Below are 19701 nucleotides of genomic sequence, written 5' to 3' on the forward strand. Positions count from 1 at the left end.
GAATGTGAATTATTAACAAACAATTCAAAAAGATAGGAAACTGTCATATTCCCCGGCGCAGGGAAGCGGGCAGTATCTTCATCTGCTCCCGGTATTTGGCCACCGTCCTGCGGGCGATGTTCACCCCTTTTTCCCGCAGCGCAGCCGCCAGCCCGGCGTCACTGAGGGGTTTGGAAGAATCTTCCTCCGCAATCAGCCGCCGCATCATCTCCTGGACGGCGCCGGAAGCCATGGTTCCGGAGGCCGCCCCATCCAGAGAAACGCCGCTTTCAGAAGGAACTCCCGCACTGAAAAAGGACCTCAGTTCTTTCATCCCCCACCTGCACAACAGGTACTTGTCCCGGCACGCCCGGGAAACCGTGGAAACGTGAACGCCCATCTCCTCCGCCACCTCTTCCATGCCCATGGCCTTCAGGCGGGAGGGACCGGACCTGAAAAAATCCTCCTGCCTCCGCACGATGACGCGGGCCAGGCGCAAAACGGTCTCCTGCCTCATATCCAAAGCCCGCAACAGCTCCTGGCCCTCCCGGAACGCCCTGCGGAGATACTGCCTCAGCTCCCGGCTTCCGGAACCCTCCGACATCAGCTCCATATACCGTTCATTCATGGACAGGCGCGGAAGATACTCGGAAGTGAGGGCAACCTCCAGCACGCCGGAAGGGTTTTCCTCCACAATGACGTCAGGCAGCAGATGAGGGTTGCCGCCGGGGGCGTAGGCCCCCCCCGGATCAGGAGTCAGACTTCTAATCACCTCCAGGGCTTCCGCCACGGCACCCGGTTCCACGTCCAGCAGGTTCGCGGCTTCCTCATATTTGTGCGCCGCCAGTTCCCGCCAGCAGCGCTTGACCAGGCGGAAAGCGAGCGAACGCTTCAAACCGCGCTGTTCAAGCTGAATCAGCAGGGAATCCCTTAAATCCGCAGCCCCCACTCCGGGCGGGTCCATTTCCCTCAGCGCAGCCAAAGCTTCCCCCATGTCCCGCATGCTGAAACACCCCAGCTCTTCCAGCTCCTGCGGAGACTCCGTCAGAAATCCGCGTTCGTCCAGAACGTCAATCAGCAGGAACAGGGCGTCCCGGGCGCGCCCCGTCAATGCGGAATGCTGCGCCTGGTCCATCAAATGGGTTTTCAGGGATTCCGGAGCCACTACGGATTCATACATGAAATCACGGCGTGCGGCCGCGTCCTCAGAAAGGCGGCCTTCCGCCGTAAACTCATTCCACCCGTCTTCCCGTTCATTCCTGTCATCTCCGTCCTCCAGAGCTTCCGGGGAAGCGTCCGGCAATTCCTCAAGCATGGGATTGGTTTCCAGCGCCTGGCGGACAATCTGCCTCAATTCCAAAGCGGAGGCCTGGAGAATCTGCATTCCCGTCTGCATGGACTGGGAGACGGCCATCTGACGCGTCATTCCATGCTGCAGGGATACCTCACTCATACGGCCCACAAGCTACACCACCCCCCGGAATCTGGCAAGGGGGAACACCCTGCCGCAAAAGCTGCCCGCACACCGCAACAGCGAAAAAAAGGCCATCACTTTCATGTGGCGTTTTTGGAAAGCTCCCGTACAATAAATGCCCATGAAGATTTTACATATACTTGCTTTCTCCCTGCTGGCCTCTCTTCTCTCCACGGCTGCGCCGTCCCCTCTGGTTCCGCTGCCGCGGGAACAGCCCCAATGGTGGAGAAAGCAATATGAACAGCAGGTGGAACAAATAAAGAACAACCCCTGCGGCGTCCTTTTCCTGGGAGATTCCATTACGGACTACTGGAAAAGGGAAGGAAAACCAATATGGGAAAAGGCGTTCGCCCCCTATCATCCCTGCAATTTCGGCATTTCCGGGGACCAAACCACCAATCTGATTTACCGCATCACGGACTCCGGCATCCCGGCCCAGACGGATCCCAAACTCTGCATCGTCATGATCGGCACCAATAATACCGGTCATTTCAAAGGAGGGGAAGCGCCGGAACAAACGGCCATGGGCATTCTGGGCGCCGTTGAACACCTGCTGGTCAGGTTCCCGGACACCCACGTCCTTCTGCTGGGCATCTTCCCGCGCGGCACAGGACCGCAGGACAAGCTGCGCCAGCATAACGACCGCATCAACGCCGTTCTGGCCCAGTGCAAGCTGCCCCGCACCACGTACGCCAACATCAACAGGCGTTTCCTGGATTCCGCCGGAAAACTGCTCCCCGGCATCAGCAGGGACAATCTGCACTTTACGGAAAAAGGCTACGCCATCTGGGCGGACGCCGTGCTGCCCTATATCAAAAAATACTGCAAATAGCTTTCTTTCCCATCCTCAACGCATGGCTGCCGGAAGACGTCTTTCCATCAGTCATGCGTGCGGTCCGGAAACATGCATGCAGGAGACATGCCTCCCCGGCTGAAAGATGGAATCAAGCCTCCACCGCCTGTGACGCATCCGGAACCCGGAAGAAACGCAAGGAACATAAAAATTGCTTTTTGCCGGGGATGCCCTAGAGTGCCTCTCCGCAATGAGCATGCCGCTTGCCGACTTGATATTCCTGGCTTTTGCCCTCTCCGTGGACGCTTTCGTCGTGGCGTTCTCCTACGGTTTGCTCATTAAGCAAAAGCGTTTGAGCAACGGAATCAGGCTCTCCCTGTCCACCGGGGCCGGCCAATTCCTGATGCCCGTGCTGGGCTTTTTGCTTACAGGCTCCGTGCACCGGTATATTGCGGCCTGGGATCACTGGCTGGGCTTCGCCGTGTTCACGTTCCTTGGAGTTAACGTCCTCCGCGAAGGATGGAATCACCGCAATGGAGAAGAGGATATGCCCCACGTCGCCAGCCTGACGCTTCCTACCCTTATGGCCGTGGGAATCGCCACCAGCATCGACGCGCTGGTGGCGGGCGTCAGCATTTACCTTTCATCCGCCCAGTGCGGAACCGGCCCCACCCTTCATGCGGTGCTTCTCCCCGCCGCCGCAATCGGCCTCACCACGTTCCTGTGTACGGCGGCTGGCTTTTTTCTGACCGGACGGCTGCACCGCTTCCCGACCTTTCATCTGGAAGCGGGCGCCGGGCTCATCCTCATCGGCCTGGGCGTCAAAATGCTCTGCGACCATTTGTGCTGAAATGTACCACGAAGGATGATAAAAACGCTCCTCCGGCACCGTAATAAGCAGAAAAACGCACTGGCTCTCTCCCCGCTCTTTCTGCTATTATCAAGTAATCCTTTCCACATGAATATTTCACACCTTTTTCTCTGCACCTCCCTGCTCGCGGCGCCCGTCTGCGCGGCGCAGGGCCTGACGGAACCTGAAACGGAAACGCCGGCCTCCGCCAGCCGTCTGCCGGCGCCCCTGGCACAAAAAATTGCCTCCGGAGACTTTGACGGTCTGCAGACGGAACTGCGTTCCACCCTCCTGAAGGCAGGAGAACAGACGAAATCCGGACAAAAACTGCTCCAGAACAGGCAGTACCGCCATTTGCTGGACATTCACGAACTCCTGCGCGTCACGGGACCGGACAAGGTGAAAGCCGTGTTCTCCAAAAGCGCACAGGATGCCGCTTTCATCAAAACCTTTTTACAGGATCCGGCATGGATAGAGCTTTACCTTGGAGCGGGCCTGATTCCGGAAAATTCACCGGAAGGTCTTCAAATTCTTTCCGACATCTGGAAAGCGGACGGCAAGAGCCCGGATTTCCGGAATTACCAGTCCCTGGCCACCGGGCTGGCCTCTGTCTTTTCCACCGGCCCCATGGCGGGAAGGCTCAAAACCAACTCCGCCAACAGCAATCCGGTGCGCCGCTACCGGATTTTCAAGAAACTGCATCAGGAAAACAAGCTGCATCCGGGATTCATCAAGCTGCGCCCATGGGAAATGCGCTTCGTCGTGGGAAGTCCCTGGGACGATAAATCCTACGAATGGAGCAATGAACACGTCAACCTCCCCTGGCGGCGGTACACGGCCGCCTGCTGGGCCGCCCCTTATACGGGCCATAATTTCTTTGGCGATACCATTCAGGGACCGCTTTTCTACGTGCCGTGGAGGGATCTTCACACAACTGCGGAAAACACTCAGATCATCGGCGGCGTCTGCGGCGGCCTCTCCTACTTCGGCACCATGGCGGCCCAAGCCCACGGCATCCCGGCCTATCCGGTAGGGCAGCCCGGCCACTGCGCGTACGCCGTGCGCGTGAAGCGGGGGGAATGGAAAGGCGGCTTCGGAGGACCGGACGGAGGCATGCACAACCATATCTTCGGCTCCCAGGCCCCAACTTCCTACCTGCTGATGGAAAACGTCTTTGCTGACAACGACAAGGCGGACCAGGCCTACCTGTGGGCCGCCCAGGCCCGGCTGGACGAAGCTTCCGGCAATAAGGACAAGGCCATCCAGGCATGGGAGGAAGCGCTCAGGCAAACCCCTCTGCACCCGTTCTTCCGCACGGAACTCCAACGCCTGCTGATGGAAAAGAAAGGCATGCAGCCTATCGACTGGTACGTTTACGCCAAGGATGCCCTTTCCCACTATCAGGGCAACGGCTTTGCCGCATTCGACATCCTCAAGGACGTGCAGAATAAATTCCTGATGGATATTCCGGCGGAAGACCGGATTGCCTGGTTCCGGGACCTGCATGAAGCCATCGCCACCACCCCCACATCCTGGGCAGTGAAATTCCAGCCCGTGCTGGACGCCCAATCCGCCTTCCTGGTCAATCCGCAGGAAAAAGCGGCCTATCTGGAAACAGTCCTCTCCACCCACCTGAAAACGGGAGACGGCACCAATTTTGGCCAGGCGTTGGAATGGGGAGTGAAAAACTTCGTGGAAAACGGCCAGGCGGACGTCTTCTCCAACGCATTCGCCAAGGTAGCCCAGCAAACGGAAAAAACCGGAACCTCCGGAAAAGCCCCCGACCCCAAAAAGCTGAAGGAAGCCTACGGCACAGCCATCTACGCCACGGAAACGGCCCGCTCCATTCCGGCCTTCCAGGCCTTGAGCAAAGCGGCGGCCACTTTCTCCGGCGCCAATATGGCGAGCAATACGGTCAAGGCGGCCGTTCCGCAGGGCTGGAAACTGGTGCCCGCAGACGGCATGGTCCGGTGCTCCACCACAAGCCGGTGGGACACTCCCTGGGATCATATCAACCTGCTGCGTCCCTGCGGGGGCGCCCAGCATACGGACAAGGAAGCCAGTCCGAACGTCATTGTAGAACTGAAAAACGGCGTAAACCTGGCCGGGCTGGTAATCACCAAGCGCAACGGCAATGAAGACCGGATGAAGAAGATGGAGGTTTCCACCTCCACGGACGGAGCCACCTGGTTCCCCCTGTCCGCCACGGAAAACATGCCCAAGGAATGGGTGATCACCGCCCCGGAAAGCGCCAGAGCCAAGTGGATCAAGGTGGAAGCCAAAAACGCACAGCCGGAATTCATGCATCTGCGCCATATCCTCGTTTACGAAAAATAAATTCTCCATTAACGCCATGCTTCATCATATCCATACCGTTTCCGGCCTGCTGGCCGCAGCTCTCCTCCTGTCCGCCCCCGTCCAGGCGGCCCTCCCCGCCTACAGCGCCGTGAAAGACGAGGCGAAAACCGTCAATAAATACATGATCGTCGTGTGGGCCGGCACGGACTGGTCCCCCAAGTCACGTGAAATCACCCGCGCAGTGGAACACCTGGCCAAGAACTCCCCGGAACCCGTGCTCTGGTGCATCCAGGACGAACGTGAGGAAATGACGGAAGAAGAGCAGAAACTGCCCAAGCCCCCCGGGGAAATCTGGAACATCCCCGCCATTCAGGTGGTCTCCCCCACCGGAAACATGGTATTCCTGTCGGAAGGCGTCTCCAGGGAAACATTGCCAGCCGTCATGAAGCAGGCGATGGAAGCCGTAAAACAGCAAAACAAAGCCAATGCCCTGTGGGAAAAAGCCGCCGCTTCATCCGGAACGGCCGCGGCCCTTCTTTACGGAGAAGGGCTTCAGCAGCTTCCTCCTTATGCGGCCTCATCCAGAAAGGATATTCTGGAAAAAATCAAGAAGGCGGACCCGGAAGATACCAAGGGCGTGCACTTCAAATCCACCTTCAATCATCTGCCCTACATTGAAAAAGTGCAGAGAATGGTGAATGATTCCGCCAAAGACGGCGGGCCAAAGGATTACAAAATCGCCCATGCCTATGTAAACAAACAGCTCAAAATCCCCGGCCTGACGCCCCTTCAAAAACAACAGGTCATGGCGGCCAGGTTCTGGCTCTACCGCCATGAGGGGAAAAAGGACCAGGCGCTGAAGACCCTGACGGACATCGCCAGGATATCCCCTAAAACCCTCATGGGAATAGGCGCCCAGAACTACTACCGCTACCTGACGGAACCCGTCACCCTGAAAAGTCCTCACTTCACGGGCTACGACCTGCGTCCGGAACTGACGCCTACCCGCGTTAACGTCAGCAGCATGCTCGACGGCCCCGGAAACTACAAGATCACCTTCAAGATGAACAACGGAGGCTGCAATATCCGCAATCCCCGCTTCATGAAGGGCAACCGCGTAGTCAGCGAACTGCCCAAGGACCGTCAGGACAAAAACGGGCGCGAATTCACCCTGCGCCTCTCCGGTTCGGAAAAGCCGGACCTGGTTTTCGACTGCCAGGGACACGGATGGTTTGATGCGGACTGCGACATCATCGTGACCAAGGAATCCTGATTCTTGCCGGCAAACAAACACGCCGCCATATCACAACCTTCACAGAGGCAGGATATTCCCAGGGGATTTCCTGCCTTTTTTCCGGAGAGGGAAGCATTCCCAACCGGCGCTCAAGCGGAAGCCGCCCCACTCTCCCTGCCCTTTGCCGGCCCAGGCCGAACAACATTCCCGGCAGCTTCAAGGGAGCAATAAGAGAAACATTCTTCTCATTCCCGCGTCTTCAAGGGAGGATTACCCCTTCTTCCCGTCTTCCCTCGCGTTCTCCGCCAGTTGGCGTCGGTACTCCATGCGCTCCCTGATCCGCAGTTCCAGTCCGTTTCCGGTGGGAGTGTAATACACGCGGCCTTCCGGGAGGTAGGCCTGGGGAACGTAATGTTCCGGATAGTCGTGGGAATACAGGTATTCCAGCCTGGCGGCATCCGCGCCTCCGGCAGCGGCCAGCTTCTTGCGCGTGGGCGTCCGGAGGTGCTCCGGCACGGCCAGCGTTTTCCCATTGCGCACGTCATCCATGGCGGCGTTGATGCCCATGTAGGCGGAATTGCTCTTGGGAGCCGTCGCCAGGTAAACCGCAGCATGCGCCAGCGGGATGCGGGCTTCCGGCATGCCGACCATTTCCGCGGCGCGCGCCGCATCCAGAGCCACGCGCAGGGCGTTGGAGTCCGCCAGCCCTACATCCTCCGACGCGGCGATGACCAGCCTTCTTCCGATAAAGCGGATATCCTCCCCGGCTTCCAGCATCATCCCCAGCCAATACAGGGCGGCGTCCGGGTCAGAGCCGCGCATGGATTTGATGAAAGCGGAAATCGTATCGTAATGGGAATCCCCCAGGCGGTCGTACCTGATGGCCTTGCGCTGGATGGATTCCTCCGCGACGGAGATGTCCACATGAATGACGCCGTCTTCCCCCGCGGGAGTGGACAGGACAGCCACTTCCAAAGCCGTGAGCGCCTTCCTGGCGTCTCCGTCCGCCTTGGCGGCCAGATGGTTCAGGGCATCCTCCTCCATATCCACGCGGAATGCGCCCAGCCCGCGCACCTCATCCGCCAGGGCGCGCTTCAGCAGGGCGGCCAATTCCTCCTCCGGCACCGGTTCCAGCGGAAAGACCTGGGAGCGGGACAGCAGGGGGGAGTTAATCGCAAAATAGGGGTTTTCCGTGGTCGCTCCAATGAACCTGACCGTTCCCTTTTCCAGATGGGGTAGCAAAACATCCTGCTGGGCCTTGTTGAACCGGTGCAGTTCATCCACGAAGAGGACGGTTTTCCGCCCGTGCATGCTCATCCTCATCTGGGCCTGGGCTATTTTTTCCCGGATGTCCGCTACATTGGATTCCACGCCGTTGAGCATCATGAAATGGGCATTCGTCGTCCGGGCGATGACGGCGGCCAGAGTAGTCTTCCCGCAACCGGGAGGCCCGTAGAAAATCAGGGACGTGAACCGGTCCGTCTCAATGGCCCGTCTCAACAGCTTGCCCGAAGCCAGCAGATGCCTCTGCCCGGCCACTTCATCCAGGGCGCGCGGACGCATGCGCGCGGCCAGCGGCATGGCGGAAGTATCCGCTCCGGGCTCAAAACCTTCCCGCGCTTCCGCTTCCTGTAAACTGAACAAATCCATCGGAAACACTTTACCCGGTTGAAAGGCTGGAGAAAAGGCCAATCCCCGGAATCCTGAAAGTTTGGCGGAAGAGACACCGTTTCCCCCCTCAGGAAAGAAAGGCGCCTTTATCCCAACCTGGACCAGAAGGACAGCATGAAAACCATGCTGACAGGGGCCAAAATACTGAACAGCAGCCCCGCCACAGCCAATCCCCTGCGGTTCACCTCCCAGTAATGAAGGGAGGCGATCAGCATCCAGATGGGAATCACAACCATGTGGACGAGAGCCAGAAGCCCCCAGCCTGCCAGCACCAGCAAAAAGAGCCATGACTGCGAGCCGTCCGCATTATTGCTCGGCATGACAAGGCCAAAGAAGCGGTACACAAACAAAAAGAAGACGAATACGGCAAAAGGTATCCATCCCCAGCGGGCTTCCTCCTTCCGGCGGGCCAAGGCCAATTCGAAACAGGGATCTTTAAACGCAGGCCATTGCTTGGCGGAAGAATCTCTGAAGAAACGCATATCGCCCGAAGTCTCTATTATCGCGCCTTTCTCCCGTCAATGATATTCAATGCCAGTCCGGCTTTTTCCCGCAGAAAATTTTTTCCTCTAACAAATACGGGACATCGGCTTCAGCCAATTACCTTATTGTCAAACCAAAGGACTGTGAAAATTCATGAAAAACTTTTGACCATAAATCATTTTTTCATTCTTCCTCCCCCCCGCTCTTCTTCTTTTCCCATGATGGGAAAAGTCTTTTTGCATGGTCCAAATTTCAACACCCGTCCAATTTGTCATACACATCCCCAATTTCCCATAAAAAAGACTGCCTCCGCCACAGGAGCGGAGACAGTCCGGAGTAATATAAAACCGGAAATTACGGAAGGCTACCTGCCCAGAATTCCCTTGAAGTATTCCAGCGTCGTCGCCAGGCCTTCCGGCAAAGTATGCCTGGGCTGCCATCCGGCATTGCGGAGCTTGTCCGCACAGGCGCGGGAATGCTTGACGTCTCCCGGACGTTCCGGCGCATGAAGCACCTTGGAGGAAGATCCCGCAGCCTTGATGATGTTCTGCGCCAGCTCTTCAATGGTGATCTGGCCGCCGTAACCGGCATTGAACACGCCAGTGACTTCCGGGTGTTCCGCCACAAAGGTCAGGGCTCCTACAATGTCTTTCACATAGATGAAATCGCGCGTCTGGGAGCCGTCCCCATACACGGTGATGTCTTCCCCCTTGACAGCTTTTTCAATGAAAATGGGCACGGCCGCGGCATAGGCGCCCTTGGGGTCCTGCCGGGGGCCGAAGACATTGAAGAAGCGCACGGCCGCCGTATTGATTTTTCCTTCCGCCCGGAACATGTTGAGGTAGTATTCCCCGTCCAGCTTGGTAATGGCATAGGGGCTCTTGGGTTCCGGGTACATGGTTTCCAGTTTGGGCACCGTAGGATTATCTCCATAAATGGCGGCGGAAGACGCCAGCACGATTTTTTTGACTCCGGCGGCGGAAGCTTCCTCCAGCACGTTCAGCAAACCGTTGACGTTGATGTCGATGCATTCGCCGATCTTGCTCATGGATTCCGGCACGGAGACGAGCGCGGCCATATGGAAAATATAGTCCACCCCCTGCACCGCCTGGCGCACCAGCTCCCGGTCGCAGATGGAACCTTCGATGAATGTGTGCCTGAGCCCTTCCAGGTTTTTGAGATAGCCCGTGCGCAGGTTGTCCAGCACACGGATTTCTTCCGCCTTATCCTGATAGTGTTCCACAATATGGGAACCGATGAATCCGGCGCCGCCGGTTACGAGAATCTTCATGTTCTTCCGATGTTGGTAAATATTGATTAATAGCGGTCCACAATGGCCTTCATTTCATCCATCTGCGCCTCAATGGATTCCACCAGGGCCATCTGCGTACGGCAACGGTCCAGGTTGTGTTCCGGACGGTGGATTTTAAAATACACGTCACCGGACAGGTAGTCCGTCAGGAAGCGGATGCCGCATTCCATCGTGAGCAATTTGCCGGAGAACGGCAGCAGGCTCTTTTCCAGAGGCGTCAGGAAACTCTTGGCGGAACTCAGGTAACCCTGCACCAGAGCTTCAAACATGAACATGCGCATCGTGACCTTGGAGACGTCCTTTTCATCTTCCGCGGCGGGAGACGTGGCCGTCCGGATCATGTCGCCGAAGTCGTAAATGGCGGAACCGGGCATCGTGGTATCCAGGTCAATCACGCAAATGCCTTCTCCGGTGACATCGTCCAGCATCACATTGTTCAGCTTGGTATCATTGTGCGTACAGCGCAGGGGCAATTCCCCGGATTTCAGGTAATCCACCACCATGTGGCAGTCCGCCTCGCGGGAAAGATACCAGTCTATTTCCTTCTGCACCTCTTTCACGCGCCCCAGGGGGTCGGACTGGATGGCTTCTTTCAGAGCCGCCAGGCGGGAAGTAGTATTGTGGAAATTGGGAATGGTTTCGAACAGGGGCTCTCCGGGCAGGTCTGCCGTGAGCTTCTGGAACTCGCCGAAGGCGCGCGCCGCTTCCTGGCACTGCTTGGTAGTTTCAATCTGGTCATACGTGCGTGCGCGTTCAATGAACGGGTACACGCGCCAGCAGTTGCCGTCCGAATCCAGGGCGTACGGCTTGCCGTCCACGGAGGGAACCAGCGTGAGAGTGCGGCGGTAAGCTTCCGGGCACTGTTCCTCTTTCAGGCGCTTCAGAGCGTGGTCCGTTACGCGCTTTACATTCTCCATCAGGGGGATGGGCTGCTTGAACACATTATGGTTCACGCGCTGGAGGATGTAACGGATACGCTGTCCCGCCTGATCCACCCAGATGCAGTAGGTGTCGTTGATGTGGCCGCTGCCGTAGGAGTAACCGTGGACAAAATCGCCGCGGAGATCGAACAGGGTTGATACAGCCTTGAGATCGTGCATAGGAAAAAAGGCTTAGTTGAGCTTTTCAGGGTATACGCCCTGCTGGATAAGTTTGTTGATGCCTTCCACAACCATGGGCTTATCCCCCGGATAGGTCATGCCGAACCAGGAGGAAGAAGTGGGAAGAACGGCGCAATCGGCCCGGTCCGCATGAATCAGGGCGTCCACCACGGTGGGAATAAAGCATTCGCTCTTGGGTTCCTGGCCGTGTTCTTTCAGGAAGTCAATGAAATGATCCTCCGTCAGTTCAATGAAGGAGGGGGAGAACAGCCAGAAATTCATGGAAACCAGTTCTGAGGGATCCACCGGCAGGCGTTCGCCCTTCAGGTTGTTGCCGCGCACGACGCCGTCTTCGTCAGCCTGGATTTTCACGAATTCCTCCACGCCGTCCAGCAGGCCGTCCTTGATGGAGCAAATGCCGCGGTTCACGTCCCCGTTGTCGGAGAGGGTGTTCTTCAGCGGATAGCCGATCATGCCGTAATGGGCCTTGCCGGGTTCATCCGTAGTGGAGGTCAGGAACTTGGCGGCCTGCACAAAAGCATCCGCACCGTAAAAGTCATCCGCATTCACTACGGCAAAGGGTTCCTTCACCACGTGGCGGGCGGCACGCAGGGCGTGGGCGGTGCCCCAGGGCTTTTCCCGGCCTGCCGGCACGGAGAAGCCTTCCGGCAGGTCGTCCAGAGACTGGAAAGCGTAATCCACCTCAATCTTGCCGGCAAAACGGCTGCCGACCTTTTCCTTGAAAATATCTTCAAAGTCACGGCGGATAATGAATACCACTTTTCCGAAACCGGCCCGGATGGCATCATAAACAGAGTAGTCAAGAACGACTTCCCCGTTGGGGCCCATCGGATCAAGTTGCTTGAGACCGCCGTAACGGCTGCCCATGCCAGCTGCTAAAACAAGAAGTGTAGGCTTCATCATACGCAGACCATTATGACCAAGCCTCCCCGTTTGGCAACAGGAAAATGCCGGAAAGCCGGAGAAATCCGCCCGTTAAAAAACGTAAGAGCACCAAAGCCCCAGCACTACTTTTTTGAAATCGTCCCGCCCGTAGCCACAATACCATCCCAGGAAAGGCTCCACCCGCAGACCGCCGGAAACGGCCCACAGCGCCCCCGTGCGCACCATCAGCTCTTTCAGGCCGTTCCTTCCCAGATAATCATGGACAAAGCCCAGGGAAACCGTATTCACCATGGCGACGGATTCGCACAGCAGGGGCTGCCAGGTAACGCCCCACTGGGAATACACCCCCTCCTGGCCGGAATCATACAGGAGGGAGCCGCGGAAAGACCAGGAAGGAGTGGGGTTCCATTTAAGGGAAAATCCCGGCTCCGCCCCGTTCTTCAGAGGGCAGGAATCATACCGCTGTCCGTTGACAAAAAAACCGGCCGTGCATTCGTCCGCCAGATAATACTGGACTTCTCCGTGCAAGGTGGTCTGGCTGAAATGGCGGCGCTGCCAGTTGCGGATGGCGAAAAGTTCCCCGCTCACCGCCCAGGAATCCGACAGGGAGGCTCCGCCGGAAATCTGGCCCTCCAAGGAATCCCCCCCCATCTTTTCTCCCCGGTGGACATAATAGGAACGGTAGCCGCCAAGCATCTCCCCGCCCATGCGGATGGGGGAACGGCCGTCCACCTCCGTCAGGGGCGGCGGCCCGTCATACCCCAGGACGGCCTGCACGGCACAGCACGGAATGATGAAAAACAGCCTCATGAAAACCGTTTAACACAATTCGCTGCGCCTCTCCAACGCCAAAACGGGGCATGCACATTCTCCGGGCTTGGCAAAACGGGAATCTGCCCTTACCCTCTCGCGCATGGTTCATTTCACCCTGTTCGGGATACCTGTTTACATCCGCCCCAGCTTCTGGGTGGTGCTGGCCATTTTCGGCGGCGCCCTCAGCATCAGCAGCGTGGAAGATCTCATTTATCCGGCCCTGTTCGTCATTGCCGGCTTCATCGCCATCCTGTCCCATGAAATGGGGCACGCGCTGGTGGGACGCAGGCTGGGCGGCGGCCAGCAGACGATTGTTCTGGAACTCTTCGGCGGCCTGACAAGCAGCCACGGCATGCAATTGACGCGCGGAGGCAGGGCCCTCATGATTCTGGCGGGCCCCATGATGACCCTGCTGCTGGGCATCATCAGCCTGTGGCTCACCTGGAACATCGTCGCTCCCGTCATGGCCTCTCACAACCTGGACTTCTGGGACCTGGCCATCAGCCCCTTCACAGCGGCGCTCATCTCCCCCAAGCTGTACATCCTCTCCTGCCTCATCATGATTGGAGAATGGTGGACCCTCCTGAATCTGCTGCCCATCTATCCCCTGGACGGCGGCCAGCTGATCGCCCAGTACATCCGCTCCCCCAGGAAAGTATTCATGACCGGCTTCATCACGGCCATCCTCATCGGACTGCTCAGTTTTCAGCTCTTCCACGGCTACTTTATCCCCATCTTCATGGCCCTCTTCGCCTACAGCAATTACCGGGAATACAAAAACGCCCCCTTTTAACAGCATTCCGAATTTCCTTTGCGGGCTCCGCCCGTTCTATTCAACAAACCATCCAATATGTCTCAACAAACCGCAATCTCCCCTACCCGCGCCCAGGATTTCCCCGAGTGGTACCAGCAAGTCATCAAGGCCGCCGACATGGCGGAAAATTCCGAGGTTCGCGGCTGCATGGTCATCAAGCCATGGGGTTACGCCATCTGGGAACTCATTCAGAAAGACCTGGACCAGCGCTTCAAGGACACCGGCCACACGAACGCCTATTTCCCCCTCCTGATTCCGATCTCCTATCTGGAAAAGGAAGCGGAGCATGCCGAAGGCTTCGCCACGGAATGCGCCGTAGTCACCCACCACAGGCTGGAAGCGCAGAAGGATGAAACCACCGGCAAGACACGCATGATTCCCACCGGGGAGCTTACGGAACCCTTCGTCATCCGGCCCACTTCGGAAACCGTCATCGGCGCGGCTTTCGCCCGCTGGACCTCCAGCTACCGCGATCTGCCCCTCAAGGTCAATCAGTGGTGCAATGTGATGCGCTGGGAAATGAGGCCCCGAATCTTCCTGCGCACGGCCGAATTCCTGTGGCAGGAAGGACATACGGCCCATGAAACCCGGGAGGAAGCCATTGAGGAAACCCTCACCATGCACAAGGTTTATGAGGAATTCCAGCGGGACGTGCTCGCCATTCCCACCATTCCCGGGGAAAAGACGGAGGCGGAACGCTTCCCCGGCGCGGAGCAGACCTACACGGTGGAAGCCATGGTGCAGGACCGCAAGGCCATCCAGGCCGGGACCTCCCACTTCCTGGGACAGAACTTCTCCAAATCCCAAAACATCTGCTTCGCCGGACGGGACAACACCCAGCAATTCGCATGGACGAGCTCCTGGGGCGTTTCCACCCGCATGATCGGAGCGCTCATCATGATGCACTCCGACGACGACGGACTCGTCTGCCCGCCCCGCGTCGCTCCCCAGCAAATCGTCATCATTCCCGTCACGCCCAAGGAAGAAAGCCGTCAGGCCGTTCTGGACCACTGCGAGGAGCTGGCGCGCACCCTCCGGGCCAAAACCTTCCATGGCCAGCCGTTGCGCGTGCTGGTGGACAAGCGCGATCTGGGCGGCGGCGCCAAGAAATGGGAATGGGTGAAAAAAGGCGTGCCCGTGCGCCTGGAAATAGGCCCCCGGGACTTGGAAAAAGGCTCCGTCTGCCTTCAGCGGCGTGACCGGCCCGCCAATGAAAAATCCTTCGTCCCGGAAACGGAACTGATCGATACCGCTGCGGATATCCTCCAAAACATCCAGGACGCCCTGCTTCAGCGGGCCATTTCCTTCCGGGACTCCCATATCCGCCCTGCCTCCACGCTGCGGGAATTGGAAGAAAACTTCTCCGGTGAGGGAGACGCAGACTGGCTCCAGGTGCCGTGGGACGGGTCTCCGGAAGAAGAAGAAGCACTGGCTAAACGGCTGCGCATCTCCATCCGCTGCATCCCGCTCGGCGAACTGGGCCAGGGCGAACCGGCTCCCTGCATCCTCACCGGACGCATGACGACACGCCGCGTTCTGTGGGCCAGAAGCTACTGAGCCCTCTGATTGTCCCTTTCAACGGGATTGTTCCAAGGCAGGCCCAAACGGGCCTTTACGGAACAATCCCGTTTTTATGCGCCCCTCCACTGTTTTCCCAAAAACGGCATCAACAAAGAACGGAACAACATGTATCGCAGACCAGAACTCTTTCTTCTCCTGTGTCCCCATGCCGGCGGCGACATCCTTATTCCGGGAAAACAGGATTTTTTCTCTAAAAAAATCTTGCCAAGACCGGAAAACCTTATATACTCCTCGGCACACGGACGCCGTAAGGCTCCAATCATTTAAAGCGGATGTAGCTCAGGGGTAGAGCGCAACCTTGCCAAGGTTGATGTCGTGGGTTCGAATCCCATCATCCGCTCCAACTTTTTTATAGCAAAAGACCCGCACAAATCTTGATGATGTGCGGGTTTTATATGACGGCCCGTACAGAAAAAACTGTCTCCCCCCTATTGCAAAACCGTTACAGGAAACATTTTCATCTGCCTTGGTGAAGCCCTCCGGACGATCATCCTTCATGGCAGACGTTACCGGTTTTCACAGGCATGTCCTGCCTTATTGTTTAATGACTTAGCGTTTATCCTCTGAAACCTAGGAGGACTTAATGATCACCGTATCAAGAACCTGTCGCGAACCCTATGGTCATGATGACAAGCCATGTACCTGACAATATAAGTGCAATAAGATCGTCTTTTCTATTCGAATTCACGATGATACCACACAATCCCCAAAACAGGCTTGTAAATTGACCGATGAACATTGCCAATCCTAATGTTATAGATAGAGAAACAGGAAAGCTAATGTTTTTGTCGAATAGCGTTACACAAGCTGTAGGAAACAGCGCTATCCATCCGATGAGTGAAGAGTGTAAGATTTCATGATTAATGCTGGCGCATGCCTGAAATAATTTTATACCGCTTCTTTCATCAGTTGCCGCAGGAAGTTAGTCGGCAACGAGAACATATGGCTCCATCCATCAAGAATTAGAAAAAGATGAACCAAAAAGAGCGATTCCCGTAGAAATAGGAAACATAATTCCGCATTTATCTAATAGAAAAGTCTCCACGGAAAATATATTTTTTCGCAATAAGTAGTGTAAGGATAACCATTGCTCGGAGGGGCCATGATTTGTACTTCGATACGGCAGCCTTTCACGAGGTCTGGGTTGTTTAACAGATACTCCTCAACTTCCGGAGGAATCCGGGCATTCGTTCCGTCTTCGACAACGAAACAGATCTGACAAGTTTTACTTCTCCAGGAAGCTCCATCGTCTGTTAATTTCATTCCATGCCGGGCAAATATCTTATGGAGTTCCAAATCCTTTTCCACTGTTTCCAACAGAGTTACACTCCTCTCATAACCGTCTCCCGTATCTATGGCCGACCAGAAGAGGGAGAACGGTAAATAAATGAAGTAAAGAGCAGCTATTCCTATGACGATCCACATTTTCTTTTTCATCTTAAATAACTTGTCGGCATTATTTACTTTAGTCTTACTTCATTGATCTTTCCGATTTTTCATCGAATCAATTTACTGAATATCAATATTCAGAATATTCTAGAAATCTTACAGCAAAATTATTCTATATAATTCCGAAATTAAATAACGGAATCAGAAAAAATATTAAGCCTGTTTACGCAATTAAATAATTGGCATAAATTTATATTCATACCCATTATTGTTTGGGATGATGTTTCCCCTCAAAAGGAATAAATGTCTTACCTGACTCCCATGTCCCCTTTATTATAGGAGATATATTTATATAATATGACCCGGGCGAAAGGAAGATCTTCTCCTCTTCATCTCGTTTTGCGTATAAAATACCTTTACGCAAAACAAAATCGATGCCAAAGAAATTTACAGGCTGATTTTCTTTAAGTATAATTTCTTGTTTTCTCCGGGAGGGATGACCAAATGTTACAATAACTTGTAAATTTTTAGTCAAATCTCTCAAGATAATCCGATCTGGATCCATATGTTGATTTTTATTTTCTTCTGATATTGCACAATCAGCTAATAATATTGAAAATAAAATGATAAAGACTATTGAAATATATTTATTGATTTTCATCGCATGGACATTCGCTATTTTTTTTAATAGCATCTATTTCATGTTGATTGGCTTTTCCATAATATGCCCTTCATTTAATAGAAAAGTCTCCATGGAAAATATATTTTTTCGCAACAAACCCTGTAAGGCTCTTCTTTTGATTCAGGGGGAATTTTGATTTGCACTTCGATACGGCAGCCTTTCACGAGGTCAGGGTTGTTTAACAGATACTCCTCGACTTCCGGAGGAATCCGGGCATTCGTTCCGTCTTCGACAACGAACCAGATCTCACAAGTTTTACCTCTCCAGGAAGCTCCATCGCCTATTAATTTCATTCCATGCCGGGCAAATATCTTATGGAGTTCCAAATCCTTTTCCACTGTTTTCAACAGAGTTACACTCCTCTTCATACCGTTTCCCTTATCTATGCCCGACCAGAAGAGGGAGAACGGTAAATAAATGAAGTAAAGAGCGGCTATTCCTATGACGATCCACATTTTCTTTTTCATCTTAAATAATTTATTAATTCCCTTTTTGTTTATTTGCAAGGCACTCTTCCTTCGCCATAGCCTCTATGCCCTTGAGGAGCTGGAGCCAGAAGAGAAGTATCGGGGACAAACGGGGCTACAAAACCAGCTCTTTCCACGATTTCACACGCCCATCCGCAGCAATTTCTTGCTCCCGAGTTGTATAGTGAATATTGAGGAACATTCTTTTCATCTTCCCGGATCTGTTCTTCTACTTTACTTACTGACTCAGGACAGGCTTTATAAGTGTAGGAATTTCTAGGATCGGCAGCTCCTTCATTATGGGCATCATCCTGAATTTCTCCGGCTCCAACGCCTAAAGCGCCTTTGTGCCAACTTCCGGGGTAGAGGCCTCTCTGCATATTGGGCGTTTTGACCCAAGCATGTCCTACATTTCCTAGCAAATTCCTGAATGGTTTAACCAGAATAAAAATTTCCTGTATTTCATATTCGCAACATTCCCTTCCTGCGTCATCCGCAATTTTAGAGTATTTTACACCATCCTTGCAACATTCCGTTTCAGCATCTTCAGAAAGTCCAAGCGTATCAGAGTACAGGCATGTATTGTTCTTGACAAAGATATAAAGATTCCATCCGCTCTGTTCATCGACAGGATCTCTGCTGATCCACCTTCCATCTTGGGGATTATAGTAGCGGTAATTGTAATAAACCAACCCCAGCTCGTCATCAGCATACTCGCTGGAGAAGCGGAAGGGATTGATTTCTGCCGCATTGCCTTCCATCTTGAGAACATTCCCATACGGGCCGTATTCGTACAAAGCTCGCCGGCCCGCCTTGATGCCGAAGAGCGCCGTTGTGTTCTTCAACGCGTCATGCGTGTAATAAAGATCTTCCACATAGGTTCCCGTTTCATCAAAGACGCTCATCGCCAGGACGCGCGTGGCTATCGGCTCCAGGGGATCCCACAGGTACGTTTTACGCAGGACGGGGTCAGCGGATTCCGAAGCGTCCGCAGCATCCAGTTCCGCGATTTGCAGGTAACCCTGGTAAATAAACCGTTTCCTTGACATGAGCGCTTCCCCTTCATAGACGGATTAATAAAAGTTTGCTAGCTATTTCGTGTTAAGAACCTATCGCGAACCCTATGATCATGATGGCAAGTCATGTACCCGATAACATAAGCGCAATAAGATCACCTCTAATAAATTATATTTATTATTTTTTTGAATCAATCTGAAAATAGATTATTTTCTCTCCAGAATTTCCTTCTTCAGATTTACTCTTTAAAATAATACAATTTTCCCTCCAATCATATACTTCCCAAGAAACACGGTCTTTATTGTTTTTTGGAGTTTGGTATATTTTTCTTAAATAAGGTTCTTTATCCAGAAGTTGATAGATCGTAAGGACATTTTCTTTGGAAGCATAATTATTACAAATAACAAAATGATTCTTATCCAAAGAAGATAAATAAATCGTAAAATTCCTGATATTGCCATCAAGAATAATCTGAAATGAATCATCAATTTTAGAAAATATTACATATTCATCACATATATTTTCGCTTATATACTTGTCCAACGAGGCTATCTTTTTAACATAAAATAAAGAATCGGGTATTCCAATCTTTTTATTAATCCGCATTAATTCACATGCAAATGTTGAACAATAGACATTGTGAGATAATAGAAAAAAGAAAGTAATAACAAAAATGAATTTCATATGATTTTATGCGTAGAACTATGATTAAGGACCACACTACAACATGCTCCAGCACCTGCCTGTACACGTGAATTCCCGCACCACAACTTTAAATAACAACAACACGTTTCCCTATCAGCAACTCCGTTGATTATTTGCTTGCCATATAAAAAGC

At 54.0% G+C, this 19701-nt stretch carries 18 protein-coding genes and 1 tRNA gene; 7 read left to right on the plus strand and 12 right to left on the minus strand.

Features of this window, described 5'->3' with window-relative positions:
* Positions 1-43: 43 nt before the first annotated feature.
* On the minus strand, positions 44-1432 hold the full coding sequence (gene rpoN, locus CI070_RS06745; protein WP_094136003.1) for an RNA polymerase factor sigma-54: 1389 nt from the start codon (positions 1430-1432) through the stop codon (positions 44-46).
* 142 nt (positions 1433-1574) lie between these two features.
* Here rpoN and CI070_RS06750 point away from each other — a divergent pair, with 142 nt between their 5' ends.
* The 4 genes from CI070_RS06750 (at position 1575) to CI070_RS06765 (ending at position 6667) form a co-directional block, all read left to right on the plus strand.
* Positions 1575-2285, plus strand: coding sequence for a GDSL-type esterase/lipase family protein (locus CI070_RS06750; RefSeq protein WP_179218347.1), 711 nt, complete (start codon positions 1575-1577; stop codon positions 2283-2285).
* Positions 2286-2496: 211 nt separating this feature from the next.
* Positions 2497-3096 (plus strand): manganese efflux pump MntP, encoded by a 600-nt coding sequence (locus tag CI070_RS06755; RefSeq protein WP_143245559.1) that lies wholly within the window; start codon positions 2497-2499, stop codon positions 3094-3096.
* A 108-nt stretch (positions 3097-3204) separates the two neighbouring features.
* Entirely contained in the window at positions 3205-5433 is a 2229-nt protein-coding gene (locus CI070_RS06760) for a discoidin domain-containing protein (protein ID WP_179218348.1), read from the plus strand.
* Between the two features lie 16 nt (positions 5434-5449).
* Complete coding sequence (locus CI070_RS06765) at positions 5450-6667, plus strand: hypothetical protein (RefSeq protein WP_094136007.1); 1218 nt, start codon at positions 5450-5452, stop codon at positions 6665-6667.
* Positions 6668-6898: 231 nt separating this feature from the next.
* Here CI070_RS06765 and CI070_RS06770 read toward each other — a convergent pair whose 3' ends face one another.
* The 6 genes from CI070_RS06770 to CI070_RS06795 all read right to left on the minus strand — a co-directional run bounded on the left by CI070_RS06770 (position 6899) and on the right by CI070_RS06795 (position 12910).
* Positions 6899-8278 carry a replication-associated recombination protein A gene (locus tag CI070_RS06770; RefSeq protein WP_094136008.1) on the minus strand — a complete coding sequence of 460 codons (1380 nt, stop codon included), beginning with the start codon at positions 8276-8278 and terminating at the stop codon, positions 6899-6901.
* 107 nt (positions 8279-8385) lie between these two features.
* Positions 8386-8781: a hypothetical protein gene (locus CI070_RS06775; protein ID WP_094136009.1), complete on the minus strand. Its 396-nt coding sequence runs from the start codon at positions 8779-8781 to the stop codon at positions 8386-8388.
* Positions 8782-9146: 365 nt separating this feature from the next.
* Positions 9147-10073 (minus strand): NAD-dependent epimerase/dehydratase family protein, encoded by a 927-nt coding sequence (locus tag CI070_RS06780; RefSeq protein ID WP_022197172.1) that lies wholly within the window; start codon positions 10071-10073, stop codon positions 9147-9149.
* 26 nt (positions 10074-10099) lie between these two features.
* The gene (locus tag CI070_RS06785) at positions 10100-11194 is read right to left on the minus strand and encodes a phosphotransferase enzyme family protein (RefSeq protein ID WP_022197171.1); all 1095 of its coding nucleotides are present in this window, start codon (positions 11192-11194) and stop codon (positions 10100-10102) included.
* Between the two features lie 12 nt (positions 11195-11206).
* Positions 11207-12115, minus strand: coding sequence for a nucleotidyltransferase family protein (locus CI070_RS06790; protein ID WP_343125207.1), 909 nt, complete (start codon positions 12113-12115; stop codon positions 11207-11209).
* A gap of 75 nt (positions 12116-12190) precedes the next feature.
* Positions 12191-12910 carry a hypothetical protein gene (locus CI070_RS06795; RefSeq protein ID WP_094136011.1) on the minus strand — a complete coding sequence of 240 codons (720 nt, stop codon included), beginning with the start codon at positions 12908-12910 and terminating at the stop codon, positions 12191-12193.
* A 103-nt stretch (positions 12911-13013) separates the two neighbouring features.
* Here CI070_RS06795 and CI070_RS06800 point away from each other — a divergent pair, with 103 nt between their 5' ends.
* From CI070_RS06800 to CI070_RS06815, 3 genes are all read left to right on the plus strand, one after another.
* Positions 13014-13706: a M50 family metallopeptidase gene (locus tag CI070_RS06800; protein WP_022197168.1), complete on the plus strand. Its 693-nt coding sequence runs from the start codon at positions 13014-13016 to the stop codon at positions 13704-13706.
* A 57-nt stretch (positions 13707-13763) separates the two neighbouring features.
* Positions 13764-15284: a proline--tRNA ligase gene (gene proS / locus CI070_RS06805; RefSeq protein WP_094136012.1), complete on the plus strand. Its 1521-nt coding sequence runs from the start codon at positions 13764-13766 to the stop codon at positions 15282-15284.
* Between the two features lie 292 nt (positions 15285-15576).
* Positions 15577-15651, plus strand: a tRNA-Gly gene (locus CI070_RS06815).
* A gap of 683 nt (positions 15652-16334) precedes the next feature.
* Here the strand turns inward: CI070_RS06815 and CI070_RS06820 are convergent.
* The 5 genes from CI070_RS06820 to CI070_RS06840 form a co-directional block, all read right to left on the minus strand.
* Complete coding sequence (locus CI070_RS06820) at positions 16335-16745, minus strand: hypothetical protein (protein WP_143245560.1); 411 nt, start codon at positions 16743-16745, stop codon at positions 16335-16337.
* A 217-nt stretch (positions 16746-16962) separates the two neighbouring features.
* Positions 16963-17391: a hypothetical protein gene (locus tag CI070_RS06825; RefSeq protein ID WP_094136015.1), complete on the minus strand. Its 429-nt coding sequence runs from the start codon at positions 17389-17391 to the stop codon at positions 16963-16965.
* Positions 17392-17432: 41 nt separating this feature from the next.
* Complete coding sequence (locus CI070_RS06830; RefSeq protein ID WP_143245562.1) at positions 17433-17846, minus strand: hypothetical protein; 414 nt, start codon at positions 17844-17846, stop codon at positions 17433-17435.
* A gap of 29 nt (positions 17847-17875) precedes the next feature.
* A complete protein-coding gene (locus CI070_RS06835; RefSeq protein WP_094136017.1) occupies positions 17876-18895 on the minus strand; it encodes an RHS repeat domain-containing protein in 1020 nt (339 codons plus the stop codon).
* A gap of 145 nt (positions 18896-19040) precedes the next feature.
* Positions 19041-19547: a hypothetical protein gene (locus tag CI070_RS06840; RefSeq protein ID WP_143245563.1), complete on the minus strand. Its 507-nt coding sequence runs from the start codon at positions 19545-19547 to the stop codon at positions 19041-19043.
* Between the last annotated feature and the right edge of the window lie 154 nt (positions 19548-19701).

Origin of the sequence: Akkermansia muciniphila (assembly GCF_900184965.1) — a bacterium.
GTDB classification, from domain to species: Bacteria; Verrucomicrobiota; Verrucomicrobiia; order Verrucomicrobiales; family Akkermansiaceae; genus Akkermansia; species Akkermansia muciniphila_A.